Genomic DNA, 25,618 nt, shown 5'->3' with positions numbered 1-25,618 from the left:
ACTAACCGGCCGCCGCCGCCGGCAGCAGCAAGGTGACGCACAAGCCGCCGTGTTCGCGGTTATGCAGCGAGATGCGCCCGCCGTGCGCTTCGGCGATCTCGCGGGTGAGCGCAAGCCCGAGCCCGGTGCCATTGCGCTTGGTCGAGTAGAACGGCATCAGTGCGTTGTGCAGCACGGCCTCGTTCATGCCGTTGCCGCGGTCCAGCACTTCGATCCGCAGCCATTGCGGCACGCGCGTGACACGCACGGCGACATCGCTGTTGGGCGGCTGCGCTTCGCTGCAGGCCTCGTGTGCGTTCTTGAGCAGGTTGAGCAGCGCCTGCTCGATCTGCGCGGCATCGATGCGGCTGGAGACATCGCTCAGTGCGCCTTGCAGCTGGAACGGAATCTGCTGCCGCAAACGCTCCAGGAACGGCGCCCATTCGATGGTCTGCAATTGCGGCTGCGGCAATTTGGCAAAGCGGGCGTAGCCGCGGATGAAGCCTTCCAGATGACGGGCGCGTTCTTCGATGGTTTCAAACACCGTGCCAAGCCGGTCGGTGCGTTCGCGGCGCAGCAACTCGGCGCCGGAATGCGCCAGCGAGGCGATTGGTGCGAGCGAGTTGTTCAATTCATGGCTGATCACGCGGATGACCTTCTTCCAGGTCTGCACTTCCTGGCGCCGCAATTCGGTGGTCAAGGTGCGGATCAGCAATAGCTCGTGGCCGCGTCCATTGAGATGGAAACTGCGGCGTGACAGGTGATAGATCTGCTCGTCGTCTTCGTCATCGCCGTCCTCGCGGACCGCAAACAGGCAATCGCCGCCGCGTGCCAGCGCATCGCGCAGTTCGCCGGGCATGCGCGCGAGCACGTCGTCCAGGTGCTGGCCTTCAAGCTTGCGGCCGTCGTGCAACAGCTTGCGTGCGGCGTTGTTGGAGAAACCGATGCGGCGCACCCCATCGCCACCGGCCACCACCAGCAGCATCGCCACCGGGGTGTTTTGCAACATGGTGTCGAGCATCAGTTCGCGCTGCACCAGATTGCGCCGTTGCGCGCGCAGCACCTCGCCCAGTTCCGCATGCGCCTGCACCAGTTGCGCCAGTTCGTCGCTGCCGCGCCAGTACACGCCGAAGTTGTATTCGCCATCGCGGTAGCTGCTGGTGGTGCCGGCCAGGGCGCGGAACAGCGAGCGCATCGGTGCAGTGGCGCGTTGCAGGCTCCACCACATCGTCGCCAGCAGCACGATGGCGGAGATCAACGCCACTTCCCAGCCGCGATCCAGCCAGTACGCGGTGAACCAGGGCAGGGCGGCGGCCAGCACCAGCACCGGCAGCAGGCGCAGGAACAGCGAGAAGGTGAAGGAACGTGGCTGCCACATGCTCAGGCTTACTCCTGGCTGATGCCGTAGCGGTCCATGCGCCGGTACAGCGCCTGCCGGCTCAGCCCCAGCTCGGCAGCGGCCTGGGCAATGACGCCCTGCGCGCGCGCCAGCGCCTGCTCGATCCGGGCGCGATCCGGTTCGCCGGTGGTCGGCGCGGCCGGGCGCGCTGCGGCCGCGCGCGGCAGGTTCAGATCGCCGGCTTCGATGCGCGCACCTTGCGCGAGCAGGAACGCACGTTGCAGCACGTTGCGCAGCTCGCGCACGTTGCCGGGCCAGGCGTGCCGCTGCAGGGCATCGCGTGCCTGTGTGGACAAGGGTTTTTCGCCGGCCAGGAAGTGCTCGGCCAACGGGCCGATATCGCCAGGGCGTTCGGCCAGGGCCGGCAACGCGATTTCCACCGTGTTGAGGCGGTAGTACAGATCTTCGCGGAAGCTGCCATCGCGGATCATCGTCTGCAGGTCGGCGTTGGTGGCGCTGATCACCCGCACCTTGGCATGACGCTCGCGGTTGGAGCCCAGGCGCTCGTAGCGGCCGGTTTCCAGCACGCGCAGCAGCTTCATCTGCCCTGCCAACGGCAGGTTGCCGATTTCGTCCAGAAACAGCGTGCCGCCATCGGCGGCTTCGAACTTGCCTTCGCGCGCCTTGTTGGCGCCGGTATACGCGCCAGCCTCGGCGCCGAACAATTCGGCTTCGATCAGTTCGCCCGGCAATGCGCCGCAATTGAGCGCAATGAAGGGGCCGTGTCTGGCAGGCGAGTTGGCCTGGATGATCTCGGCGATCTTCTCCTTGCCGCTGCCGTTGGGGCCGGTGATCAGCACCGGCAGGTCCGAGCGTGCGACCTGGCAGGCAAGCGCGATCGCGCGTTCGCTGGCCGGGTCGGCGAACACCGCGCCGCGCAGATCGTAACGCTGTGTCAGCTGCTCGCGACCGCGCCGCTCGCGCGCGCGCCGACGTTCCAGCTCGCGGCGCGCTTCGGACAGCTCCAGCAGGTTGTTGACCGTGGTCAGCAGCTTGGTGTCGTCCCAGGGCTTGGCGATGTAGTCGGCCGCACCGGCCTTGACCAGGCCCACCGCGCTGCCCAGATGGGTCCACGCGGTGAGCAGGATCACCGGCAGATCCGGGTGGCGCTGACGGATCTGGGTGAACAGTGCTTCGCCTTCCTCGCCGGAGGTGGTGTCGGCGGTGAAGTTCATGTCCTGGATCACCAGGTCGAACACCTGCTCGTCCAGCAGCGCCAACCCGGCCTGCGGCGAATGCGCGTGCCGCGCCTCGATGTCGTGCAAGGAAAACAGCACCTCCAGCGCAGTGGCCACGGCGGTGTTGTCGTCGATGATCAGGATCTGCGGCATTGCGATACTCATGATGGCGCGGGCGAGAGTGGCTATCAGAACAGGATTCGGTGCGCGGCGGAACTGCGCTGCGCGTCGCTCATGAATGTCTGGTGCACGCGCATGGCCGACCTGCCTGCTAGCGGAGTTTTCGGGCGATGCTGCGAGTGCGGCAATGGAACCGGTACGCCGGACAGGCTGCGTGACTGCATCCGCGCTGCCGGACTCAGGTATTCGCGGCGCGTGCCGTGCTGCTGCCTGCCGGTGAGAACGGCGGTGCTGCATGCCTCGGCGATGGAGTCAACGAGGCATACGCGTCACTGACTCAGGTTAAGTACCAACCTTGATATGTGCTGCCGGGACAGCCTGCAGCCGCGCATATCGCATTGACCCATCACGCAATCTGGCCCAACGCCAGCGGCAGATCCGGCACAGCGTCGGCTGCATTGCCCGGCGCTGTACCGCCCACTTCATGCGCTACGCGTTGCCACTGCCGGCGGCACCAGCGCGGCGCGCCTGGCCGGCCAGAACACCGCGATCTGGCCGAGTGCCCATAACAACAGCGCGCCGATCGGCAGATAGATCAATGGAAGGCGTGGCAATTCGTAGCGCGCCATCAGCCACACGTTGATGGAGTAAGCCATGAGCATGCCGAGCACAATGCCGATCGAGGCCAGCAGGAAGTTCTCGATCTGGAAGTAGCGCAGGATCTGCCCGCGTGTAGCGCCCAGTGCGCGACGGATGCCGATCTGCTTGGTGCGCTGCTGCACCCAGAAGCTGGCCAGGCCAACGATCCCCAGCGCGGTGACGATCAGCAGTGCGATGCTCATGGTGACCAGTAGCCAGGCCATCGAGCGATCCTGTCGATAGAAATTTCGACGCATCTGCTCGAAGACTCTTGGTTGCTCGATGATGCGACTTGCACTGTTCTTCTCCAGTGCTGCCACTGCCTGACGCAGGACCTCGTCACGGCGCGCCGGATCGGTGCGTAGCAGGTAGCGGCCGCCGTCCTTGTAGGTCGTCTTGACCGGGGTCAGCATCGAATCGTCGTAAACGGCCGCGCCACCATAGTTGTTGACACGCGCCAGATGCTCCACGATGCCGACGACCTTGATGGGCGTGGCGTCGCGATAGATCGATTTCCCCAATGCGGATTGGCCTGGGAACAGCTTGTCGGCCGCGCTTTTGGTCAGGATGGCGCTTGGGATGATGGCCGTCTTGTCATCCGACCAGGTGAATTCGCCTTCCGTGAAACGGCGCCCCTGTATCAATGTCAAGCCCATCGTGTCCAAGGTCTGACTGTCGCCGGTGTAGTCGTTGACGTCGATCGTTGAGTTTTTCTGGTCAGCCGTCAGTTTGAGGCCGCTGACCCACATGCTGTCACCATAAGGAATCTGGCTGACGCTGGAGGCATATTTGACGCCGGGAATACGACGCAGCGCAGCCAAGTCCGTATCGGTGAGTGCACGTGCGTTTTCGTCGCGGCCGATGCCGCTGATGGTGAGCGTCACCAGTTCAGTTTCTGCCAGACCGCTGGGGCGTTGTGTGCGTTCCAGGCGATCGCCGATCAGGAACAAAGCGTTGGAGATGATGGCGCAACTGAGTGCCACCTCGAGCACGATCAGGGCAGCAGTCGTCTTGTGGCGCCGTAGCGTGGACAGAATGGGTCGGATTTCCATGGGCAATTCCTTGAGGGGCTGGCGAACGGTGCGAGAGCACACGCGGTTCAGAGGTCAGCTCACTGGGCCTTGAGTTGAATGGCTGGAGGCACAGTGCACGCGCGCCATGCGGGGAGCAGCCCGGCCACGATGCTGGCCGCCAGTGCAAGAGCAAAAGTGGCCAGCAACATTGCCGGATCAAGCCTTGCCAGATCGGCATATTGAGCCGGTTGTTGACGCACTCCCCACAGGCCCAGCGTGGCAAGAGCCAGTCCCAGGATGCCGCCGGCCAGACCGATGGTTCCTGCTTCAACCAGGGACTGCGCGAAGATGCTGCGCTTGGTTGCCCCCAATGCTCGCCGCACGCCGATTTCTCCACTGCGGCGCATGAACTTGGCCAACAACAGACCGATGGTATTGACCAGACACACCAGCAGGAAAACGAACGCCAGCCAGGTCTGCAGGCGCACATCGCTGGGAACAACCTTCTTAAAGTCCAGCCATTCCATGATGCTACGCAGCTGGACATTTGCCGGTTGCTCGAAGCGTCCCGCGCGCCGCTGCTGGTCCGAATAGTTCTCCAGATACTGGCGGTACGCGCTGACCTTCTGCGGAGTGTCCAATTGCACCCAGTATTGGACCCAGGAGCAGGCAGCATTGAGATCTTCCGGCGGAGTGCTTTCGCCCCAGCACGAACGTTGTCCACTGCTTGAGAGTTTCAATTCGATTGCAGTGCTGAACGGCAGGAAGACCTGCTCGGACTTGTCGTAGGCCCCGCCACCCAAGTTGTAGAACGTTGGTGTCAGACGCCATTCGCGAACCACGCCAACGACCCGCATGATGTTCCGATTGAAGTTCACCGTGCGGCCGACGCTGTCTTCACCATTGAAGAGCTTCTTATTGAGTGCTTCGGAGATCACCACCACCCGTGCACGGCTTTCATCGTCATTGGCAGTCCATGGGCCGCCATAGAGGAACGGCACATCGAACATGGGAAAGAAATCGACAGACGTGTAACGCGCGTCCAGCATCATCGGTCGCAATGAGGTGTTGTCCGGCTCCAGTGGGACGGTACCCGCGGTCATCATGACCTGACGATCTCCACGCTTATCCCGTAGCAGCGCCTCGGCATCGAACCGGGTCAATTGATCCAGTGCATCGTCGTCCTGATAGCCCAACGAACGTGCATCGAGCTGTGGATGAAACAGTACACCGCTTTTTTCGGGAATCGGATCGCCCGACAGCACATAGAACACCGTCAAGGTGGTCATGCTGGCGCCGATGCCCAGCGCGATCGCAAGCACCATCAGTGCGGTCAGTATCTTGTTGCGGCGGAAGCTGCGTAACGCCAGATTGAAGTAGTAGCCGAGCATGGGATGTGCCTCTTATTCGGCCAGGGTGGGTGCGCTGTGGCGCGCGCGCATCAGGGCGGGGTTGCGTTCCAGATCGGTGGCCTGGCCATCGACGATGTGCACGTTGCGTTGCGCGCGTGCGGCCAGTTCCGGGTCGTGGGTGACCATCACGATGGTGGTGCCCTGGCTGTTGATCTCTTCCAGCAGTTCCATCACCCCACGTGCCATCTGCGAGTCGAGGTTGCCGGTGGGTTCATCGGCCAGCAGCAGGCGCGGGCTGCCGGCCAATGCGCGGGCGATGGCGGCACGTTGCTGCTGGCCGCCGGACAGCTCGGTGGGGTAGTGCTTCAGGCGCGAACCCAGGCCGACCTTGGTCAAGGCTTCCTCAATGCGCTGCTTGCGCTCGGCCGCAGCCATGCCGCGATAACGCAGCGGCACATCGACGTTGTCGAACAGGTTGAGGTCGGGAATCAGATTGAAGCCCTGGAAGATGAAACCGATCTTGCGGTTGCGCAGGCGCGAACGCGCATCGTCGGACAGATGGCTGACGTCCTCGCCGTCGAGCAGGTACTGCCCGCTGGTGAAGGTCTCCAGCAGCCCGGCCAGGTTGAGGAAGGTGGTCTTGCCCGAGCCCGAAGGGCCGGTGACCGCGACGAATTCGCCTTCGCGCACATGCAGGTCCAGCGAACGTAGCGCGTGCGTTTCCACCTGTTCGGTGCGGAAGACCTTGGAGACCGATTGCATCTTGAGCATTGCCGATTCCTTTGCAAGAGATATGTGCGAAAGAGCTTTAGAGTGGTGATCGCAACGTGGCGCGCGGTCGTCAGGCGTGTGTAAGGCTGCGTAGTGGCTGCTTTCTAGTGGACGGTGACGCGCGGCGCATCGCCAAAGTTGTCTGCACCGGAGACCACCACGCGGTCGCCGGCCTGCAGCCCGGACAGCACCTGCACCTCGCCCAGGCTGCTGACACCCATGCGCACCGGTCGGCGCACCGCGGTGTTGCCATCCATCACATAGGCGTAGCTGCCGCCGGATTGTTCGACGAACGGGCCGCGCTCGACCTTGAGCACGTTGCGGCGCGTGTCCATCACCACCCGTGCGCTCATGCGCTGGCTCTGGCGCAGGCCCGGCGGCTGCTTGTCGGCAAAGCGGATGCGTGCGGTGACTTCGCCGTTGACCACTTCCGGCGACACCGCCGAGATGGCGCCGGGGAACGGTTCGCCGCTGCCGCTGGTGAGCTGCGCCGGCATGCCGATGGCCAGGTCGCGCGCAAAACTTTCCGGCACCTTGATCTCGACTTCGAACTTGGACAGGTCGACCACGCCCAGGATCGGCGCGTTCGCCGCGACCTGGGTGTGCTGCACCGCCTGCACCTGGCCAACCTGGCCATCGAACGGCGACAGCAGCGTGAGCGCATCGACCTGGCGCTGCACCTCGGCCACCACCGCGCGCTGGCGGTCTGCGAGCAGGCGCTTGTTGCGCGAATCCAGGTCTGCCCCCTGGCTCTTCAGCGACGCATCCCGCTCGGCGTGCTGCAGGTCGATGTCGGTCTTCTTCAAGGTGTCCTGCGCCTTGGCCAGTTCCACCTGCGGCACCGCGCCGCCATCGTAGCCGCGCTGGTAGCGCTCCAGGTCGCGCGCGGCAGCCTGCTTGTCGATCTTGGCCTGGTCGGTGAGCTTGCTGGCGTTGGCGCGGGCCAGCGTGGCGTCCAGCCCGGCGCGGCTGGATTCGGCTTCCAGGCCTGCCAGCGTGGCCTGCTCCTGGGCCAGCTTGCTGCGCAGTTCCGGGCTGTCGATGCGCGCCAGCTCCTGGCCCTGCTTGACCACGTCGCCGGCCACCACGCTCAGCGTCACCGTGCCGGCAGAAATGGCGTACAGCACGGGGCTGTTGGCGGCGATGACGCGGCCATCGGCGGCGATGTCGCGCACCAGGTCACCCTGGCTGACGGTGGCGATCCGCACCCGGCTTGCATCGAACGAACGGCTGCCGGCGCTCCACGCGGTGACCGCCCAGCCAATGCCGGCCAGTACCGCGACCACGGCGACGCCGGGCCATAGCCAACGGCGCCAGGGCGCGTGCCGGGCGGGTGTACGGAGAACCTGGTCCTGGGCGGAGGTATCGCGAATCATGGTCGGCTGGCTCGGTGGCGTCACTGCGATAAAGCAGGACGTATGCCAATCTTCAAGTGATTGAAAGCAATCATCTTTATGGGCTGGCGAGCGGTGTCCGCAGTGTCCGCGGACACCGCTGCGGACAGGTTGTCCGGGCATGGTCATGCAGCGGACAAGAGCGGACACGCTAAAATGCGCGGCTTCGTCCTCAAGGGTTGTCCTATGTGCGGCATTGTCGGAGCGATCGCCGGGCGCGATGTGGTTTCGGTCCTGATCGAAGGACTCAAGCGTCTGGAGTACCGCGGCTACGATTCCTCCGGCATCGCCGTGCTCGATGGCGACCAGGTGCGCCGCGTGCGCCGCACCGGGCGCGTGGCGGAGATGGCGCAGGCGGCGCAGGCCGAGCAGTTCGGCGCGACGCTGGGCATCGGCCACACTCGCTGGGCCACCCATGGCGGCGTGACCGAGGCCAATGCGCACCCGCACATCAGTGCGGGCGTGGCACTGGTGCACAACGGCATCATCGAAAACCACGAGCAGCAGCGCGAGAAGCTGCGCGCGCTCGGCTACACCTTCGAGTCGCAGACCGATACCGAAGTCATCGCGCACCTGATCCATCACCATCTGGTCAGCACAGGTGACCTGTTGACAGCGCTGCAGCGCACGGTCAAGGAGCTCACCGGTGCCTATGCGCTGGCGGTGATGAGCCAGGCCGAGCCGGAGCGCTTCGTCTGCGCGCGCATGGGCTGCCCGCTGCTGATCGGGGTGGGCGAGGGCGAGAACTTCGTCGCCTCCGATGTCTCGGCCATCGTGCAGGCCACCCGCCAGGTGATCTTCCTGGAAGAGGGCGACACCGCCGAATTGCGCCGCGATGGCGTGCGCGTCTTCGATGGCAACGACGCACCGGTCGAGCGCCCGCTGCATCTGTCGGACGTCTCGCTGGCATCGCTGGAACTGGGCCCGTTCCGCCATTTCATGCAGAAGGAAATCCACGAGCAACCGCGTGCGCTGGCCGATACCATCGAAGCGGCGATCGATGCCAAGGGCTTCCCTGCGTCCCTGTTCGGCCCGACTGCCGAAGCGGTGTTGCGCGACATCGAAGGCGTGCAGATCCTGGCCTGCGGCACCAGTTACTACGCCGGCATGACCGCGCGCTACTGGATCGAGGCGATCGCCGGGCTGCCGTGCAGCGTTGAGATCGCCAGCGAATACCGCTATCGCGCCGCCTATGCCAACCCGAAACATCTGATCGTCACCATCTCCCAATCCGGCGAAACGTTGGACACGATGGAGGCGCTGAAATACGCCAAATCGCTGGGGCATCTGCACACGCTGTCGATCTGCAACGTGCCCGAAAGCGCGATCCCGCGCGCCAGCGAACTGGTCTGCTACACGCGTGCCGGCGCAGAGATCGGCGTGGCCTCGACCAAGGCGTTCACCACCCAGCTGGCGGTGTTGTTCCAGCTGACCATGGTGCTGGGCAAGTTGCAGGGGCGCATCAGCGAGGCCGAGGAAGCGGAGTATCTGGAGCAGCTGCGCTTTCTGCCGGGCAGCGTGCAGCACGCGCTGAATCTGGAGCCGCAGATCATGGCCTGGGCCGAGCGTTTTTCGGCCAAGGAAAACGCATTGTTTCTCGGTCGCGGCCTGCATTACCCGATCGCGCTGGAAGGCGCGCTCAAGCTCAAGGAAATTTCCTATATCCACGCCGAAGCGTATCCGGCCGGCGAGTTGAAGCACGGCCCGCTGGCGCTGGTGGATGCGGCGATGCCGGTGGTGGTGATCGCGCCCAATGACCGCCTGCTGGAGAAGGTCAAGTCCAACATGCAGGAGGTACGCGCACGCGGCGGCGAGCTGTTCGTGTTCGCCGACCAGGACAGCCACTTCAGCGAGTCCGAAGGCGTGCATGTAATCCGCACCCCGCGCCACGCCGGCGTGCTGTCGCCGGTGATCCACACCATCCCGGTGCAGCTGCTGGCGTATCACACCGCATTGGCGCGCGGCACCGATGTGGACAAGCCGCGTAACCTGGCCAAGTCGGTGACGGTGGAGTAACTAGGCGCAGCTGATCGAAGGGCTGCGCTCGGTGCAACGCGAGCGCAGTCGCGGCCAGCTACGGCACCCACCCACGTGCATGGCGGTTATCCACCGCACCCGCCAACGACTGCCCGCCAGGTCTGGCCAGACTCCCCTTGGTTACGCCCTGGCATCGGGTAACGGATGCACCGGCTTGCGTCGCCATTTCCCACAGGTGGATGGGCCACCGCGTCGCGCCACCGGGCGCAGGGCGCTATCGGTGCCGCAGCGATACAAGATTGGCAGACGACAGACCCGGCTGCCAACGCGATGGCCCAGGTTATGCATACGCTTCCTGCGAGGGTCCCATCACGCAGGAGGACGTATGCACCAGTCTTTCAAACAGGGCGCGCCGGCGGAATTGTGGCAGGCGTTGGTACGTGAGGCGGGGCAGCGGATCGCGCATCCGCTGGACGAATCGCGCGAGCACTATCTGGTGTTCGTGTTGCTGCGCCTGCAGCGCGATGCGCAGCTGTTCTCGCGCACGCAGGCGCTGGCCTGGCTGCATGCGCAGGACCAGATCGGCAGTCTGCGCGCGGATGCATTGCGTGACATCGGAGATCAATGCCTGCTGATTGCAGGCCTGTTTCCCGGGATTGCGCAGCGCCGACGGCTCAACGTCGACTACTTCATCGAGCTGGGCCGCGGCGCGTATTTCGAAGTGGCCGACACGCGTTACAGCGATGCAGGCCTGTTCGCACAGTTGGCCGCCACCTATCGCGAGCTGGTCCACACGCTTGCTGCACTGCGCCCGCCGCGCGAGTGGCAGCGCAGTCACGGCGGACTGCTGCATGCATAGATAATCGCCACTTCCGGGGCGGTCCCGACAGATGTGGGGACCGCCCCGACTGCCAATTGCGCACGATGCGCGCACACTCAGTCCGCAACTGAGCGTTCTAGCCGACTGCGGGCCGTTGTCTGATGGACCAACGCACTGTGCCGTTGATCGCTGTCCGCGCGATCTGACAGTGCCATGTCGCATTGCGTGGGGGACACGCAATGCGACGCTCTCCAGGGGAAGGAATCCATGAAAGCGTTTATTGCAGTGGCGATCTCGGCGCTGAGTGGCGTCGCACTGGCTGGCGATGTTCCGCCCGGCGTCGTGGCGCACGATGGCACCCGCATCTGGGTGCATTGCGCGGGCACATGCGTGGGCGGTGGTCCCCGCTGGCGCAGCCTGTTAGCACGCGGCGTTCGGTGACAAGTGCCGGTAGCGGAATGCTTGAAATAGTCGGTGCCCGGGAACCCCGGGCACTTCGTCCTGCGGTGTTATGCGTTACGCCAGCGGCGTATTGGAAATGATCTCCACCCAGTAGCCGTCCGGGTCCTTGATGAAGGCCAGGTGTTTCATGCGGCCGTCTTCCAGGCGTTTCTGGTACGGCACGTTGAGGCTGTCGAAACGCGCGCAGGCGGCGTGGATGTCGGGCACGGAGATGCAGATGTGGCCGAAGCCGCGCGGATCGCTGTTGCCGTCGTGGTAGACCGGGCCGTCCTGGGTTTCGGTGCCGTGGTTATGGGTGAGTTCGAGCACGCCGGGGATGCCGGCCATCCACAGCCGACGCGCGGCATCGTCGTCGGGAATCGCGGTGCCGTCGGGCAGCAGGGCCAGGAAATACAGGCTGAACTGTGCATCGGCAAAATGGCGCGCATCCAGCAGGCGGAAGCCCAGCACGCGCGTGTAGAAGTCCAGCGAGCGTTGCGCATCCTTGATGCGCAGCATGGTGTGGTTGAACACGAAGCCGGCGGTGTCGGCAGGTGCGGCGCTGGCGCCGGGGACGTGTTGCAGGTCGGTCAAGGGCATTGTTGTCTCCTCAGTGGAATGTGGTGGCAGGTCGGGCTGCGCTGGGCGCCGATGGTAGCGGGGCAGGGGTTGTCGGTATGTCTGCAGGGGGCGCGTCGGTGATCTGGCATCTTGCTCTGATCGATCGCGCGCGACAGCACGACTTGCGCTGGTCAAGCGCGTGGCATGGGCCTGCATTGGAACCCCAATGGCCAGGCCCATGCGCACACCGGCTGTCTCAGAACCAGAGGCGCACGCCGGCGACGAACCGGCTGTCGCGTGCCGGTTCCTCGTCGCTCGCGGCGCGGCGGGCGGTGTCGCCGAAGCTGCGGCTGTGCACCCAGCCGATATAGGGCGCGAAGCGGCGGGTGATTTCGTAGCGCAGCCGCAGGCCGACCTCGACCTGCTCCAGGCCGCTGTCGACGCCGCGCCGGTCATCATCGGTGAGGGCGATGCTGGCTTCCACACGCGGTTGCAGGATCAGCCGGTTGGTGAGCAGCACCTCGTACTCGCCCTCCAGCCGCAAGGCGGCGCGGCTGCCACTGCCGACGTAGAGCGTGGCTTCGGTCTCGAACTTGTAGGGTGCCAGTCCCCGCACGCCGAAGGCGGCCCAGTTGCGATGCTCGCCCGCCCCGATGTCCTGGCGTGCACCGACCAGCAGATCCCACCATGGCGAGATGGCGTGGCCATAGAACGCCTCCACCGATGCGGCCTGCGTGCGCCCGTCCTGCCGCTCGCCTTCGCTGCGCAACCAGAGCCGGTCGATATCGCCACCGATCCAGGCGCGTGCTTCCCAGTCCTGGCCACTGCCACGCGTGGTGTCGAAGGCTTCCAGCCGATCGAGCAGTACGTAGTGATAGATGCCTGGCGCGTGCATCGCATGGTGCTGCAGGGGTGCGAATGCCGCAGCGATTTCCTCGGCCGTGGGCTCGGGGATCGGCGTGCGTGGCACTGCGCTGGCGGTGGGTGATGCCGGTGTTTGCGTCGTTGCTTCGGGATGCGGCGCGTGTTCCATCGCGCTGTGATCCATCGCCCCGTGCTGCGCCTGTCCATGTTGCATTGACACATGCTCCATGGAAGCGTGATCCATCGACGCGTGCTCCATCGCGTCGTGGGCGCTGTCTACCTGTGATTGCAGGGTGTGGTCCAGGCGTGGATCGGCAGAGGTCTGGTGTGCGGCGTGCTGGACATCGGCGTGCTGCATGCCGGCGTGGTGCGTCGATGTCGGCACTGCCGAAACGTCGGCGTGTACCGCGCGTTGCGCAGGCGTGCTGTCAGCAGCGTTTGTCGATGCCGATGCCGATGTAGTGCTGGAGTGCTGCGCGTGGTGCAGATGCGCATGATCCATCTGCATTGCATCTGCGCTCACCTGCGCGGATGACGGCGATGTCTCTGACGCGATGGACGTCTGCGGCTGGGAAGCCGTCGCCTGCTCAGCCATCTGCATTGCATGCGCGTCATCGGCATGCGCGGATGACGCCATCACCGCATGCGCATGCTCCTGTGCAGCAGCCGATGCGCTCAGCAGTAGTGCGAGCAGCGCCACGTGTTGCGTATGCAGTGCGCTCATGCCTCCACCCGCACTTCGCGCATCATGCCCGCTTCCATGTGGTACAGCAGATGGCAATGGTAGGCCCAGCGGCCCAGCGCATCGGCGCGGACGCGATAGCTGCGGCGCGTGCCGGGCGGCATGTCGATGGTGTGCTTGCGCACCTGGAAGTTGCCGTCAGCGTCTTCCAGATCGCTCCACATGCCGTGCAGATGGATGGGGTGCTGCATCATGGTGTCGTTGACCAGCACGATGCGCAGCCGCTCGCCGTACTGCAGCCGCAAGGGCTCTGCCGACGCGAAGGCGATGCCATCGAACGACCAGGCGAATTTCTCCATATGCCCGGTCAGATGCAGTTCGATCTCGCGCCCTGGCTCACGGCCGTCCTGATCCTCGAACAGGCTGTGCAGGTCGGCGTAGCACAGCACCCGGCGGCCGTTGTCGCGCAGGCCAACGCCGGGGTCGTCCAGGCGCGGTGCGGTGGCATCGCTGCGCATGTCGATCAAGGGGTTGCCATCTTCGCTGGCAGGGTGGCGTGGCGTCCTGTCGTGCGCCTCCGCCGGGGCAGCGTCATGCGTGTGCATGGAATGCCCCGCATGCGCGGCCTGCATCCCGGCGGCGCCGTGCATCGGCGGTACCTCATGGTGCATGCCATCGCCGTGCCCCATGTCCTGCATGGTCAAGATCGCGCGCGGGTCCAGCGCAGGAATCGGCGCCTGCAACCCCTGCCGCACCGCCAGCGTGCCGCAGGCGAAACCGGTGCGGCCCATGTCCTGCGCGAACAACGTAAACGCATCCTGGCCGATGGGTTCGACCAGCACGTCGAAGGTTTCGGCGGCGGCGATGCGCAGCTCGTCCACGCTGACCGGATGCACGTACTGGCCGTCGGCGGCCACCACGGTCATGCGCAGGCCGGGGATGCGGATGTCGAAGTAGGTCATCGACGAGCCGTTGATGAAACGCAGCAGTACCTTCTCGCCGGGGGTGAACAGTCCGGTCCAGTTGCCTGCCGGGGCGACGCCATTGAGCAGGTAGGTATAGGTGTTGGCGTTGACGTCGGACAGGTCGGTGGGGGTCATGCGCATGCGCCCCCACATGCCGCGGTCGGCCAGCGTTGCGCGCAGGCCACCGTCGCGCGCATCGCGCAGGAAATCGCCCACCGTGCGCTGTGCGTAATTGTCGTGGCTGGGCATCTGCTTGAGCCGCCGGAACAGCGCGGCCGGATCCAGGTCGGTCCAGTCCGAGAGCAGCACCACATGCTCGCGATCGTGCCGATACGGCGGCGGCGCCAGCGGGTCGATGACGATCGCGCCGTAGAGGCCGGCCTGTTCCTGAAACATCGAATGGCTGTGATACCAGTAGGTGCCGGACTGGCGCAGCGCAAAGCGGTAGTGGTACTCCTGGCCCGGCGCGATGCCGTCGAAACTCATCCCCGGCACGCCGTCCATGTTGGCCGGCAGCAACAGGCCGTGCCAATGCACCGAGGTGGGTTGGTCGGCCAGCGCGTTGCGCACGCGCACGCTGACCGTGTCGCCCTCGCGCCAGCGCAGCGTGGGCGCCGGCAGGCTCTGGTTGACGGTGATGGCGCTGCGCGTGCGCCCGGTGAGGTTGACCGGCATGCGGCCGATCTGCAGCGATTGGCTACCGCCGCGCAGGACCGGCGTGCGCATCGGGTTGGATGCACGCGCATCGCTGCGCCACAGGCCGCCGGTGGCGGCAACACCGCCCAGGGCAAGGCCTTGCACGAAGCGGCGTCGGCTCAGGCCCCCATTGGAGGGTGGATCGAAAGAAGTTGGATCGAAAGACATGACATCTCCGCTGCGGCCCACCACTGAAGGCGGGCGCATGCATCGCTGGGAAGCCCACGCAACACGCGCGCGGGACCGATGACGGCCAAGGCCGTCAGCGCTCAGGCGATGGGAGGTCGAACCGGTTGCTCGGGCACCGGGCTGCTGCGTCCCTCGGCCAGGGTGGCAGGCAGCGTGGGGCGGCCAGGCAGGCTGGCGGGCACCGCAGGCAGGGTCAGCAGGGCGAGGCTGCAGTGCTGCAGGCAATCGCAGCTGCCCAGCTTGCAGCAGTCGGCCGCGTGCGCGTGCTGGGTTTTATCGGGGGTATGCGCCGCAGCGGGTGGCGGCATGTCCTCATGGCACGGCAGCGCCGCCGGCATCGCCGCATGCGCCATCGCTGCGGCCGACGCCGCCTGGGCCGACGCCATGGCCGGCAGTGCCATGCCCACCGACGCCCACGCGCCGGTGGCCGTATTGGCAATCAGGCACAGGCACAGCAGCAGGCGAAGCAGGCAACGCAGCACGGGCAGTCAGGGCGGCGGACAGGTGCGGCCAGCATAGCACCGGCGCCCAGCTGTCCGCCCGATGACCCGCCCGCCGTGGCCGCGCGCCCGGCAGCGGTAGAATTGACGCTTCCTACGCCGCACAGTCCTGCCATGTCGCAGCGCCAGTGGGTGGCCGCCGCCATCCAGAAGATCGAGGCCGATTTCAACCGTTCGGCCGATACTCACCTGATTCCGATGGACCTGCCGGGCTTTCCGGGCATCGACCTGTATTTCAAGGACGAGTCCAGCCACCCGACCGGCAGCCTCAAGCACCGGCTGGCGCGCTCGCTGTTTTTGTATGCGCTGACCAACGGCTGGCTGCGTGCGGGGCGGCCGGTGATCGAGGCGTCCAGTGGCTCGACTGCCATTTCCGAGGCCTATTTCGCGCGGCTGCTGGGTGTGCCCTTCATCGCGGTGATGCCGGCGTCGACCTCGCCGGAAAAGATCGCCGCGATTCAGTTCCAGGGCGGCCGCTGCCACCTGGTCGAACGTGCCTGCGATCTGGACAGCGCCTCGCACCAGCTCGCGCGCGAGACCGGCGGCCATTTCATGGACCAGTTCACCTACGCCGAGCGCGCCACCGACTGGCGCGCCAACAACAACATCGCCGAATCGATCTTCAAGCAGCTGGCCGAGGAGCCGCATCCGATTCCCGAGTGGATCGTCTGCAGTCCCGGCACCGGCGGCACCAGCGCCACGCTGGGCCGCTATGTGCGCTATCGACGCCACGCCACCCGCATCCTGTGCGCCGACCCGGAAGTATCGGTGTTCTTCGACGGTTATTGCCGCGCGGTGGACGGGCAGTGCCCCAAGGAGCTGGCCATCACCGGCGGCTCGCGCATCGAAGGCATCGGCCGCCCGCGGGTGGAGTCCAGCTTCATCGCCAGCTGCGTGGACATGATGATCAAGGTGCCCGACGCCTTGAGCCTGGCGGCGATGCGCCATGTCAGCGCCACGCTCGGCCGCCGCGTCGGGGGTTCCACCGGCACCAATTTCGTGGGCGTGCTGCAGGCCGCCCAGCGCATGCGCCAGGCAGGCCGCAGCGGCTCCATCGTCACCATTCTGTGTGATGCCGGCGAGCGCTACGCGCACAGCTATTACGACCCGGCCTGGTACGCGGCGCGCGACATCGACGTTACCGACAGCGATGCGGCCATTGCCGTCGCTGTCAACGGCGGCGACTTGCCGGCGCTGCCTTGTGCGGCGCTGGAATGACCGCCATATCCTGCACGCCGCTGGCAAAGCCGTTGCGTATCGCAACCTCTGCCAGCGCCTCATCCTGATTCCTGATCCAGTCCACTGCCGGAGCGCCCCATGACCAACCCGCTGCTCGACCTGTCCGGACTGCCGTCCTTCGATGCGATCCGCCCCGAGCACGTGGGCCCGGCGATCGATCAACTGCTGGCCGACGCCGAGGCCGCAGTGAAAGCGGCCGAGCAGGTCAGCCCGGTCAGCTGGGACAGCTTCGTGGTGCCGCTGGACGACGCCACCGAGCGGCTATGGCGTGCCTGGGGCCAGGTCGGCCATCTGCAGGCGGTGGTCAATACGCCGGAACTGCGCGAGGCCTACAACAGCAACCTGCCCAAGCTCAGCCGCTTCGGCAGTGCGCTGGCGCAGAACCTGGCGCTGTATGCGCAGTACAAGGCGCTGGCCGACGCGCCGGAAGCGGCGCATTACGACGCCGCGCGGCGCAAGGTGCTGGAAAACGCGCTGCGCGATTTCCGCCTCGGCGGTGCCGAGCTGGATGACGCGTCCAAGGCCCGGTTTGCGCAGGTCCAGGAAGAACTGTCCGCGCTGGCCGCCAAGTTTTCGCAGAACGTGCTCGATGCCACCGATGCATGGTCGTACGTAAGCGAAGACGAAAGCGAGCTGTCCGGCCTGCCGGCCGAAGTGGTCGCCGCGGCACGCGCCGCCGCCGAAAAGGACGGCGTGCCGGGCTGGAAGCTCACCTTGCAGATGCCGTGCTACCTGCCGGTGCAGACCGATGCGGACAATCGCGAACTGCGCGCGCGGCTGTATCGCGCCAACGCCGAGCGCGCCTCCGAGTTCGGCGATGCGGCGCTGGACAACAGCGCCACTATCGATCGTATCCTGGCCCTGCGCGCCGCGCTGGCGCAGCTGCTCGGGTTTGCCAGTTACGCGGAGTATTCAGTCGCCACCAAGATGGCGCAAAGCCCCGATGAAGTGATGGGCTTCCTGCGCGATCTGGCGGCGCGCGCCAAGCCGTATGCGCAACGCGATCGCGCCGAACTCGAAACCTTTGCACGCGATGCGCTGGGCCTGGACGAACTGCAGGCCTGGGATCTGGCCTACGCCAGCGAAAAACTCAAGCAGGCGCGCTACAGCTTCTCCGAGCAGGAGGTGAAGCAGTACTTCACCGAGCCGAAGGTGTTGGCCGGCCTGTTCGATGTGATCCACAGCCTGTATGGCCTGACCGTCAAGCTCGATCGTGCGCCGGTCTGGCATGAGGACGTGCGCTTCTATCGCCTGGAAGATGCGCAGGGCGCGCTGGTCGGCCAGTTTTATCTGGACCTGTACGCGCGCGAAGGCAAGCGTGGCGGCGCGTGGATGGACGATTGCCGCAACCGCCGCGACACCGCCAACGGCGTGCAGACGCCGCTGGTGTATCTGGTGTGCAACTTCGGTCGCGGCAGTGGCGATACGCCGGCCACGTTCCGGCATGGCGAAGTCACCACGTTGTTCCATGAAATGGGCCATGGCCTGCATCAGTTGCTCACGCGCATCGGCGAGTTGGGCGTGGCCGGCATCAATGGCGTGGAATGGGACGCGGTGGAACTGCCGAGCCAGTTCATGGAGAACTTCTGCTGGGAATGGGAGCGCGTGCAGGCGATGACCGCGCACGTGCAGACCGGCGAGCCGCTGCCGCGCAACCTGTTCGACCGGCTACTGGCTGCACGCAATTTCCAGAGCGGCATGTTCACCGTGCGCCAGCTGGAATTCGCATTGTTCGACATGCAGCTGCACAGCAGCTTCGACCCGACCCAGGACAACGTGCTGCAACTGATCGAACGGGTGCGCGACGAGGTGGCGGTCAACCGCCCGCCGGCATGGAATCGCTTCCCGCACCAGTTCAGCCACATCTTCGCCGGCGGTTACGCAGCCGGTTACTACAGCTACAAGTGGGCCGAAGTGCTCAGCGCCGATGCCTACGCCGCCTTCGAAGAAGCGCCCAAGCAGGTGGCCGACACCGGGGCGCGTTTTCGCCATGAAGTGTTGTCGCGTGGCGGCAGCCGCAGCGCGGCCGACAACTTCCGCGCCTTCCGTGGGCGCGCGCCGAGCATCGATGCGCTGTTGCGGCACAACGGCATGGCCGGCTGAGCCGGGATTGGGGGATCGGGAGTGGGGAGTGCCAAGAGCGCGCTCTCGGCACACCGACCCCCAATTCCCGGTTCCGCGCGGCGCCTTGCGCCGCGCCTCACACCCGGCCGAACACCAGCGCCGCGTTGGTGCCGCCGAAGCCGAAGCTGTTGGACATCACTGTATTCAAGGTGGCGTCCCGGGTCTGCCGCAGGATCGGGAAGCCTTCGGCGCGCGGGTCGAGTTCGTCGATATGCGCCGAGCCGGCCATGAAGCCGTCGCGCAGCATCAGCAGGCTGTAGATCGCCTCGTGCACGCTGGCCGCGCCCAAGGAATGGCCGGACAGCGCCTTGGTCGAGGACAGCGGCGGGACGTTGTCGCCGAACACCTCGCGGACCGCGCCCAGCTCGGTCACATCGCCCAGCGGCGTGGAGGTGCCATGCGTGTTGAGGTAGTCGATCGGCTGCGTCAGGCCCTGCATGGCCATGTGCATGCAGCGCACCGCGCCTTCGCCGCTGGGCGCCACCATGTCGGCGCCATCGGAGGTCACGCCGTAGCCGAGCAGTTCGGCATGGATGCGTGCGCCGCGTGCGATGGCGTGGTTGTAGTCCTCCAGCACCAGCATGCCGCCGCCGCTGCCGATGACAAAGCCATCGCGCTGCGCATCGTAGGGCCGTGATGCCACCGCGGGGCGATCGTTGAAGCCGGTGGACAACGCGCCCATTGCATCGAACATCACGCTCATGGTCCAGTGCAGTTCTTCGCCGCCGCCGGCGAACATCACATCCTGCGCGCCATGCCGGATCAGATCGGCGGCCGCACCAATGCAATGCGCTGAGGTCGCGCAGGCCGCCGACAGCGAATAGCTCAGGCCGCGGATCTTGAACGCGGTTGCCAACGAGGCGGAGACCGACGAGCACATCGTGCGCGGCACCATGTACGGGCCGACCTTGCGCACGCCGCGGTTACGCAGCAGATCGGCGGTTTCCACCTGCCACTGGCTGGACCCGCCACCGGAGCCGGCAATCAGGCCGGTGCGCAGGTCGCTGACCTGCTCGGCATCCAGTCCGGCATCGGCGATCGCATCGCGCATGGCCAGATAGGCGTAAGCTGAGGCATCGCCCATGTAGCGTTTGAGCTTGCGGTCGATCAGGCTGTCCAGATCCAGCGCCACCGCACCGCCGACCTGGCTGCGCAGGCCGGCCTCGGCATGATCGGGCAATGCGGTGATGCCCGAGCGGCTCTCGCGCAAGGCGCTGGAGACGGTGTCTAGATCATTGCCCAGACAGGACGTGATGCCCATTCCGGTGACGACGACACGACGCATCAGAAATTCTCCGTTGAGGTGAACATGCCCACGCGCAGGTCGTTGGCCGTGTAGATTTCGCGCCCGTCCACCAACATGCGTGCATCGCTCTGCGCCATCACCAGCTTGCGGTTGATCACGCGGCTGACATCGATTTCGTAACTGACCAATTTCGCGCTGGGCAACACCTGGCCGGTGAACTTGACCTCGCCGCAGCCCAGCGCGCGGCCGCGGCCTGCGGCGCCGATCCAGGTGAGGAAGAAGCCGGTCAGCTGCCACATCGCGTCCAGGCCCAGGCAGCCGGGCATCACCGGGTCGTCGATGAAATGGCAGCCGAAGAACCACAGGTCCGGGCGCACGTCGAGTTCTGCGCGGATCACGCCCTTGCCATGCGCGCCGCCGCTGTCGCTGATCTCGGTGATGCGGTCGAACATCAGCATCGGATCGTTGGGCAGGCGGGCACTGTCGGGCCCGAACAATTCCCCGCGCGCGCTGGCCAGCAGCTGGTCGCGCGAGTACGCACTTTGACGAGTCATGACGAACGTTTCCTGCAAGAAGCGAAAGGCGAGGCGGGCAAGGGTGCATGAGGGCGCGCGGTTCAATCAAACGTTTTATCCGTACGCATGCGTGCTGTTTTCAGCCGCGCGCGCAGTGCGGCAAGTGTGTGTTGCAGACAGGATCCAACGCAGATGACGGCATTCAGCGGGACGCGATCAGGCATGCCTGCTCGGCGTGGATCAGCACACAAACAGACGCAGCAGAGCGTCCCGCCAGCGCTTGCGTCCGTTCGCGCCCGGGCTGCCTGACCCGGCGCAAGGCGTGAGACGCGGCTGATTTATCATTGCCGGTACGCTTTCGGAGAGATGCCAGCTTGATGCGCAAGATCGTGCACGTGGACATGGATGCGTTCTACGCGTCCGTGGAGCAACGTGACGATCCATCGCTGCGCGGCAAGCCGGTGGTGGTGGCCTGGCGCGGTGCGCGCTCGGTGGTGTGCGCGGCCTCGTACGAAGCGCGCACCTATGGCATTCGTTCGGCCATGCCGGCGCTGCGTGCCGAGCGCCTGTGTCCGGATGCGGTGTTCGTGCCGCCGGATTTTGCGCGCTACAAGGCGGTGTCGCGGCAGGTGCGCGAGATCTTTCATCGCCATACCGATCTGGTCGAGCCGCTGTCCCTGGACGAAGCCTATCTGGATGTCACGCAGGCCAAGACCGGCATGCAGCTGGCCACCGAAATCGCGCAGCTGATCCGCAGCCAGATCCGCGAGGAGACCCGGCTCACCGCATCGGCCGGCATCGCACCGAACAAGTTCCTGGCCAAGATCGCCTCGGACTGGCGCAAGCCCGACGGGCAGTTCGTCATCGCCCCCAGTCGTGTGGATGCGTTCCTGCTGCCGCTGCCGGTCAACCGCATTCCCGGCGTGGGCAAGGTGATGGATGGCAAGCTGGCGGCGCTGGGCATCGTCACTGTCAGTGATCTGCGGCTGCGCCCCCTGGAAGAATTGCAGGCGCATTTCGGCAGCTTCGGGCAGAGCCTGTACCGTCGCGCGCGCGGCATCGACGAGCGCCCGGTCGAGCCGGATCAGGAGGTGCAGTCGGTGTCCTCGGAAGACACCTTCAGCGAAGACATCGCGCTGGAGGCACTGGATCCGCACATCCTGCGCCTGGCCGAAAAGACCTGGCTCGCCACGCGGCGCACCGAGCGCATCGGGCGCACCGTGGTGCTCAAGTTGAAGACCTCCAACTTTCGCATCCTGACCCGCTCCTACACGCCGGATCAGCCACCGGCCTCGCTGGAGGCGTTGGCGGAGATCGCGCTGGCGCTGACCCGGCGCGTGGAGTTGCCCGAGGACACGCGCTATCGCCTGGTCGGGGTGGGATTGAGCGGTTTCAGCGACGCGGAAGCGGGCGCGGTGCAGGGCGAGTTGTTCGGCGAGATGCCGCAGGCGCAGTGAGTGCGCGTGTCATACCCACGTTACTGCGGGCGTGGCGTGCTGTGTGCAGCGATGACGGCAACCACGCACGCATGGGCACCTGCATCGACGCTTGCATCGAAAATCTGCATCGCGCCACGGTGACGCGCCCTGAATCCCCTAGCTCGTACACTGCAAACCGCTTCCCCAACGAGACTGTGCGCATGTTTCCGTATCCGCTGGTGATCTTCGACCTGGATGGTACGCTGGTGGACAGCGCACCCAATATCGCCGAAGCGCTCAACGCCACCTTGCAGGAACTCGGGCTGCAGCAGTTCAGCGAGGCGACGATCCGCAGCTGGATCGGTGAAGGGGTGCATGTGCTGCTTGCCACCGCCCTGCGCGAAGCCGGCGGCACGCACGATGCCGATACCGAGATGCCGCTGATGATGCGTCACTACCAGGCCAGCCTGCTGCACAACCCGCAGCTCTATCCCGGTGTTGCCGAGGCATTGGCCAGCCTGCGCGAGGCCGGTGCCACACTGGCGCTGTGCACCAACAAGCCCGCGCGCTTCATCGCGCCGCTGCTGGAGCATCTTGGCATTGCTGCGCATTTCAGCAGTGTGCTCGGTGGCGATTCGCTGCCGCAGCGCAAGCCCGATGCGGCGCCGCTGCTGCACCTTGCCAGGCAGTTCGGGCACACACCGCAGCAGTGCCTGATGGTCGGCGATTCGGCCACCGATGCGGCGGCGGCAAACGCCGCGGCAATGCCGCTGGCGATGGTGCGTTACGGCTATCTGCGCGGCTTTGATGTGCAGAGCTCCGGTGCGGTGGCCATTGTCGATGACATGCGGCAATTGCTTGCATTGAAGTAAGGCCCACGGCGATGCCAGCGCGGTGCAGGCATCGTCCACGACGCCGTGCAACGACGAACACCGCCGTAGATGGCTGCGTTTGCCGCCCTGGATGAAGGTCTTTCACGCGACGACCGCATCGTCAGCCAGCTGACGCGCACGGCTGCCTCCGATCGTGCGCTTCATCGGTGACGCATGAGCTGCCCGGCGCTGCAACGCCCGCACACGGACGCGCCAGCGCAGCCTTTCGATTTGAGAATGAATCGCATCTGTGTAGAATGCGCGGACACACTTGACCGCGTCAGCCGCGCACGCAGGTCGCGCGCCTGCTGCACGCATCACCCCATCGTGTCACCTCAAGCCGTCGCCAGAGGTCCATCTCCTGTCGAGAGGTTTGAGAATGTCCGCATCACGCCGGTCATGGACGTCTGCGTCTGCACGTCGTCCCGTGTTGTCCCACCGTCAGCTGGTGCTGGCCATTGCGTTCGGCTGTGGCAGCGGCATTTGCAGCGCATCGGCCGAAGACGCCGCGGCCGAGCCGCAGTCGCTGGACACCGTGCACGTCACCGCCGCGCAGATCGCACGCCAGGCCCTGGGGTCATCGGTGATCACTGCCGAAGACATCGAACGGCGTCCGCCGGTCAACGATCTATCGCAGTTGCTGCGCACCATGCCGGGCGTCAACCTCACCGGCAACAGCGCCTCCGGCCAGTACGGCAACAACCGCCAGATCGATCTGCGCGGCATGGGCCCGGAAAACACGCTGATTCTGGTCGATGGCAAACCGGTGGGATCGCGCGATGCGGTGCGCATGGGCCGCAGCGGCGAGCGCAATACGCGCGGCGACACCAACTGGGTGCCGGCCGAAGCGGTGGAGCGCATCGAAGTGCTGCGCGGCCCGGCCGCGGCACGTTACGGCTCCGGTGCTTCCGGTGGTGTGGTCAACATCATCACCAAGAAACCCACCGGCGATCTGACCGGCTCGATGAGCATGTTCGGCCTGGTGCCGCAGCACAGTGCCGAAGGCGGCGGCCAGCGTGCCGGCTTCCAGCTCAGCGGACCGCTGAGCGATACGTTCTCCTTTCGCCTCTACGGCAATCTCAACAAGACCGATCCGGATTCGCTGGAGCTCAATCGCCGCTTTGCCAGCAGTGCCGCCGCAGTGCCGCCGGCCGGGCGCGAGGGCGTGCGCAACAAGGACATCAACGGCCTGCTGCGCTGGGATCCGATGGAGGGCCAGGTGATTGAACTCGATGCAGGCGTCAGCCGCCAGGGTAACCTGTACGCCGGCGATCGCGCGGTCAGCGCCGATGGCCTGGCCGGTGCCGACCTGTGCGCCTTGTTCGGCAGCGAAACCAACACCATGATCCGCCGCACCGCCTCGCTGACCCATCGCGGCGCCTGGGCGCTCGGCACCTCGCGCCTCACCGCCGCCTATGAAGGCACCGACAATACCCGCCTTAACGAAGGCCTGGCCGGCGGCCCGGAAGGCTCCATTGCCGCCAGCCTGCTCAATTCCACCGCCACGCTCGACAACCTCAATATCGACGGTGAGTTCAACATGCCGCTGCAGGCCTGGGCCGAGCAGGTGCTGACGCTGGGCTTCGAGCGCCGCCAGAGCCGCCTCAGCGATGCGTATTCGATGTCGCAGACGGTGAGCGCCGGCGGCGGCTTTCCCGGTCTTGCCAATGGCACGCGCAGCCCGCGCAGCGAGGCCACGCTCAGCGCGGTGTATCTGGAAGACAACATCTACGCCAGCGAGCGGCTGACGCTGACGCCGGGTGTGCGGCTGGATCACCACAGCCAGTTCGGCAACAACCTCAGCCCCAGCCTCAACGTGCAGTACAAGCTCAGCGAAGACTGGTTGCTCAAGGGCGGTATCGCACGCGCCTTCAAGGCGCCCAACCTGTACCAGTCCAACGCCAATTATCTGTATTACACGCGCGGCAATGGCTGCCCGGTGCTGTTCCCCAATCTCGGCTCGGGCTGCTATATCCAGGGCAACGACAACCTCGATCCGGAGACCAGCATCAACAAGGAGATCGGCATCGAGTGGGCACCGCAGACCGGTCACCACGCCTCGCTGACGTACTTCCACAACGCCTACGACGACAAGATCGTCGCCGGAATGGTGCCGGTCGGGGTCACGGTCGACCGGCGCGGGCAGGTATTCCAGTGGACCAACGCATCGGAAGCGATCGTGCAGGGGGTGGAAGGCAATCTCACGTTGCCGCTGCTGGGCGAGCAGGGCCGCGTGTTGAAGTGGAACACCAATGTCACCTACATGATCGAGAACAAGAACACCGCCACCGATCAGCCGCTGTCGGTGATCCCGGAATACACGGTCAACACCACGCTGGATTGGCAACCGACCCAGGCCTTGTCGTTGCTGCTCACCGGCACGTTCTACGGCAAGCAGGAGTCGGCCACGCAATCGAGCACCAGCGGCGGTGCCATCGCCCCCGACTCGCGCGACCCCTACGATCTGTGGGGCGTCAGCGCGCGTTACCGCATCACCCGCAAGGTCAGCGTGGGCGTTGGTGTGGACAACCTGTTCGACACCCGTCTGTTTCGCGAAGGCACCAACAACACCGGCGGCGCGGCGGGTGCGGCCACCTACAACGAACCGGGTCGCGCGTATTGGGCGAGCCTGAGTTTCGGTTTCTGACAGCGATGCGGCACCGG

Annotated in this window: 19 protein-coding genes; 7 read left to right on the top strand and 12 right to left on the bottom strand. The window is 65.6% G+C overall.

The genetic code is table 11. From position 1 onward, the window contains the following. Position 1: 1 nt before the first annotated feature. The 6 genes from LL972_RS01265 to LL972_RS01240 all read right to left on the bottom strand — a co-directional run bounded on the left by LL972_RS01265 (position 2) and on the right by LL972_RS01240 (position 7,827). Entirely contained in the window at positions 2–1,357 is a 1,356-nt protein-coding gene (locus tag LL972_RS01265) for a sensor histidine kinase (RefSeq protein ID WP_228326076.1), read from the bottom strand. Positions 1,358–1,365: 8 nt separating this feature from the next. After that, on the bottom strand, positions 1,366–2,721 hold the full coding sequence (locus LL972_RS01260; protein ID WP_228326075.1) for a sigma-54-dependent transcriptional regulator: 1,356 nt from the start codon (positions 2,719–2,721) through the stop codon (positions 1,366–1,368). A gap of 437 nt (positions 2,722–3,158) precedes the next feature. Beyond that, complete coding sequence (locus tag LL972_RS01255; protein ID WP_228326183.1) at positions 3,159–4,367, bottom strand: ABC transporter permease; 1,209 nt, start codon at positions 4,365–4,367, stop codon at positions 3,159–3,161. A gap of 59 nt (positions 4,368–4,426) precedes the next feature. Further along, a complete protein-coding gene (locus tag LL972_RS01250) occupies positions 4,427–5,719 on the bottom strand; it encodes an ABC transporter permease (protein WP_228326074.1) in 1,293 nt (430 codons plus the stop codon). Positions 5,720–5,731: 12 nt separating this feature from the next. Then, complete coding sequence (locus tag LL972_RS01245; RefSeq protein WP_104583259.1) at positions 5,732–6,451, bottom strand: ABC transporter ATP-binding protein; 720 nt, start codon at positions 6,449–6,451, stop codon at positions 5,732–5,734. Positions 6,452–6,555: 104 nt separating this feature from the next. Further along, positions 6,556–7,827 carry an efflux RND transporter periplasmic adaptor subunit gene (locus LL972_RS01240; protein WP_228326073.1) on the bottom strand — a complete coding sequence of 424 codons (1,272 nt, stop codon included), beginning with the start codon at positions 7,825–7,827 and terminating at the stop codon, positions 6,556–6,558. Positions 7,828–8,031: 204 nt separating this feature from the next. Between LL972_RS01240 and glmS the strand changes: the two genes are divergently transcribed. Both glmS and LL972_RS01230 read left to right on the top strand, forming a co-directional pair. After that, on the top strand, positions 8,032–9,861 hold the full coding sequence (gene glmS / locus LL972_RS01235) for a glutamine--fructose-6-phosphate transaminase (isomerizing) (protein WP_228326182.1): 1,830 nt from the start codon (positions 8,032–8,034) through the stop codon (positions 9,859–9,861). A 346-nt stretch (positions 9,862–10,207) separates the two neighbouring features. Then, the gene (locus LL972_RS01230) at positions 10,208–10,681 is read left to right on the top strand and encodes a hypothetical protein (RefSeq protein ID WP_228326072.1); all 474 of its coding nucleotides are present in this window, start codon (positions 10,208–10,210) and stop codon (positions 10,679–10,681) included. Positions 10,682–11,158: 477 nt separating this feature from the next. On the opposite strand, the gene gloA is transcribed toward LL972_RS01230, so the two are convergent. The 4 genes from gloA to LL972_RS01210 form a co-directional block, all read right to left on the bottom strand. Further along, positions 11,159–11,683, bottom strand: coding sequence for a lactoylglutathione lyase (gloA, locus tag LL972_RS01225; protein ID WP_104583264.1), 525 nt, complete (start codon positions 11,681–11,683; stop codon positions 11,159–11,161). Positions 11,684–11,900: 217 nt separating this feature from the next. Continuing rightward, complete coding sequence (locus LL972_RS01220) at positions 11,901–13,232, bottom strand: copper resistance protein B (RefSeq protein WP_228326071.1); 1,332 nt, start codon at positions 13,230–13,232, stop codon at positions 11,901–11,903. Continuing rightward, positions 13,229–15,040 (bottom strand): copper resistance system multicopper oxidase, encoded by a 1,812-nt coding sequence (locus LL972_RS01215; RefSeq protein WP_228326181.1) that lies wholly within the window; start codon positions 15,038–15,040, stop codon positions 13,229–13,231. Before LL972_RS01215 ends, LL972_RS01220 begins: the two co-directional genes overlap by 4 nt. A gap of 80 nt (positions 15,041–15,120) precedes the next feature. Further along, positions 15,121–15,522: a CopL family metal-binding regulatory protein gene (locus LL972_RS01210; protein ID WP_228326070.1), complete on the bottom strand. Its 402-nt coding sequence runs from the start codon at positions 15,520–15,522 to the stop codon at positions 15,121–15,123. 132 nt (positions 15,523–15,654) lie between these two features. On the opposite strand from LL972_RS01210, the gene LL972_RS01205 reads away from it, so the two are divergent. Beyond that, positions 15,655–16,758 (top strand): PLP-dependent cysteine synthase family protein, encoded by a 1,104-nt coding sequence (locus LL972_RS01205; RefSeq protein WP_228326069.1) that lies wholly within the window; start codon positions 15,655–15,657, stop codon positions 16,756–16,758. Between the two features lie 99 nt (positions 16,759–16,857). Continuing rightward, the gene (locus LL972_RS01200) at positions 16,858–18,882 is read left to right on the top strand and encodes a M3 family metallopeptidase (protein ID WP_228326068.1); all 2,025 of its coding nucleotides are present in this window, start codon (positions 16,858–16,860) and stop codon (positions 18,880–18,882) included. Positions 18,883–18,979: 97 nt separating this feature from the next. Here the strand turns inward: LL972_RS01200 and fabB are convergent, their stop codons facing one another. Both fabB and fabA read right to left on the bottom strand, forming a co-directional pair. Beyond that, entirely contained in the window at positions 18,980–20,188 is a 1,209-nt protein-coding gene (fabB, locus tag LL972_RS01195) for a beta-ketoacyl-ACP synthase I (RefSeq protein WP_228326067.1), read from the bottom strand. Continuing rightward, the gene (gene fabA / locus LL972_RS01190; RefSeq protein ID WP_104649437.1) at positions 20,188–20,703 is read right to left on the bottom strand and encodes a 3-hydroxyacyl-[acyl-carrier-protein] dehydratase FabA; all 516 of its coding nucleotides are present in this window, start codon (positions 20,701–20,703) and stop codon (positions 20,188–20,190) included. Before fabA ends, fabB begins: the two co-directional genes overlap by 1 nt. Positions 20,704–21,041: 338 nt before the next feature. Between fabA and dinB the strand changes: the two genes are divergently transcribed. The 3 genes from dinB (at position 21,042) to LL972_RS01175 (ending at position 25,601) form a co-directional block, all read left to right on the top strand. After that, a complete protein-coding gene (gene dinB / locus LL972_RS01185; RefSeq protein ID WP_228326066.1) occupies positions 21,042–22,121 on the top strand; it encodes a DNA polymerase IV in 1,080 nt (359 codons plus the stop codon). Positions 22,122–22,303: 182 nt separating this feature from the next. Next, entirely contained in the window at positions 22,304–22,954 is a 651-nt protein-coding gene (locus LL972_RS01180) for a phosphoglycolate phosphatase (protein WP_228326065.1), read from the top strand. A 379-nt stretch (positions 22,955–23,333) separates the two neighbouring features. Continuing rightward, positions 23,334–25,601, top strand: coding sequence for a TonB-dependent siderophore receptor (locus LL972_RS01175; protein WP_228326064.1), 2,268 nt, complete (start codon positions 23,334–23,336; stop codon positions 25,599–25,601). The last annotated feature ends 17 nt before the right edge of the window (positions 25,602–25,618 follow it).

Source organism: Xanthomonas campestris pv. asclepiadis, from assembly GCF_020784175.1.
Lineage (GTDB): Bacteria > Pseudomonadota > Gammaproteobacteria > Xanthomonadales > Xanthomonadaceae > Xanthomonas > Xanthomonas campestris_D.
The sequence above is the reverse complement of the archived record's forward strand: the minus strand, read 5'-3'. Positions and strand labels throughout refer to the sequence as shown.

Bases quoted from the DNA above. Each gene is read 5' to 3' on its own strand.
- LL972_RS01265 (WP_228326076.1), bottom strand. From the start codon at position 1,357: ATGTGGCAGCCACGTTCCTTCACCTTCTCGCTGTTCCTGCGCCTGCTG.
- LL972_RS01260 (WP_228326075.1), bottom strand. From the start codon at position 2,721: ATGAGTATCGCAATGCCGCAGATCCTGATCATCGACGACAACACCGCC.
- LL972_RS01255 (WP_228326183.1), bottom strand. From the start codon at position 4,367: ATGGAAATCCGACCCATTCTGTCCACGCTACGGCGCCACAAGACGACT.
- LL972_RS01250 (WP_228326074.1), bottom strand. From the start codon at position 5,719: ATGCTCGGCTACTACTTCAATCTGGCGTTACGCAGCTTCCGCCGCAAC.
- LL972_RS01245 (WP_104583259.1), bottom strand. From the start codon at position 6,451: ATGCTCAAGATGCAATCGGTCTCCAAGGTCTTCCGCACCGAACAGGTG.
- LL972_RS01240 (WP_228326073.1), bottom strand. From the start codon at position 7,827: ATGATTCGCGATACCTCCGCCCAGGACCAGGTTCTCCGTACACCCGCC.
- glmS (WP_228326182.1), top strand. From the start codon at position 8,032: ATGTGCGGCATTGTCGGAGCGATCGCCGGGCGCGATGTGGTTTCGGTC.
- LL972_RS01230 (WP_228326072.1), top strand. From the start codon at position 10,208: ATGCACCAGTCTTTCAAACAGGGCGCGCCGGCGGAATTGTGGCAGGCG.
- gloA (WP_104583264.1), bottom strand. From the start codon at position 11,683: ATGCCCTTGACCGACCTGCAACACGTCCCCGGCGCCAGCGCCGCACCT.
- LL972_RS01220 (WP_228326071.1), bottom strand. From the start codon at position 13,232: ATGAGCGCACTGCATACGCAACACGTGGCGCTGCTCGCACTACTGCTG.
- LL972_RS01205 (WP_228326069.1), top strand. From the start codon at position 15,655: ATGTCGCAGCGCCAGTGGGTGGCCGCCGCCATCCAGAAGATCGAGGCC.
- LL972_RS01200 (WP_228326068.1), top strand. From the start codon at position 16,858: ATGACCAACCCGCTGCTCGACCTGTCCGGACTGCCGTCCTTCGATGCG.
- fabB (WP_228326067.1), bottom strand. From the start codon at position 20,188: ATGCGTCGTGTCGTCGTCACCGGAATGGGCATCACGTCCTGTCTGGGC.
- fabA (WP_104649437.1), bottom strand. From the start codon at position 20,703: ATGACTCGTCAAAGTGCGTACTCGCGCGACCAGCTGCTGGCCAGCGCG.
- dinB (WP_228326066.1), top strand. From the start codon at position 21,042: ATGCGCAAGATCGTGCACGTGGACATGGATGCGTTCTACGCGTCCGTG.
- LL972_RS01180 (WP_228326065.1), top strand. From the start codon at position 22,304: ATGTTTCCGTATCCGCTGGTGATCTTCGACCTGGATGGTACGCTGGTG.
- LL972_RS01175 (WP_228326064.1), top strand. From the start codon at position 23,334: ATGTCCGCATCACGCCGGTCATGGACGTCTGCGTCTGCACGTCGTCCC.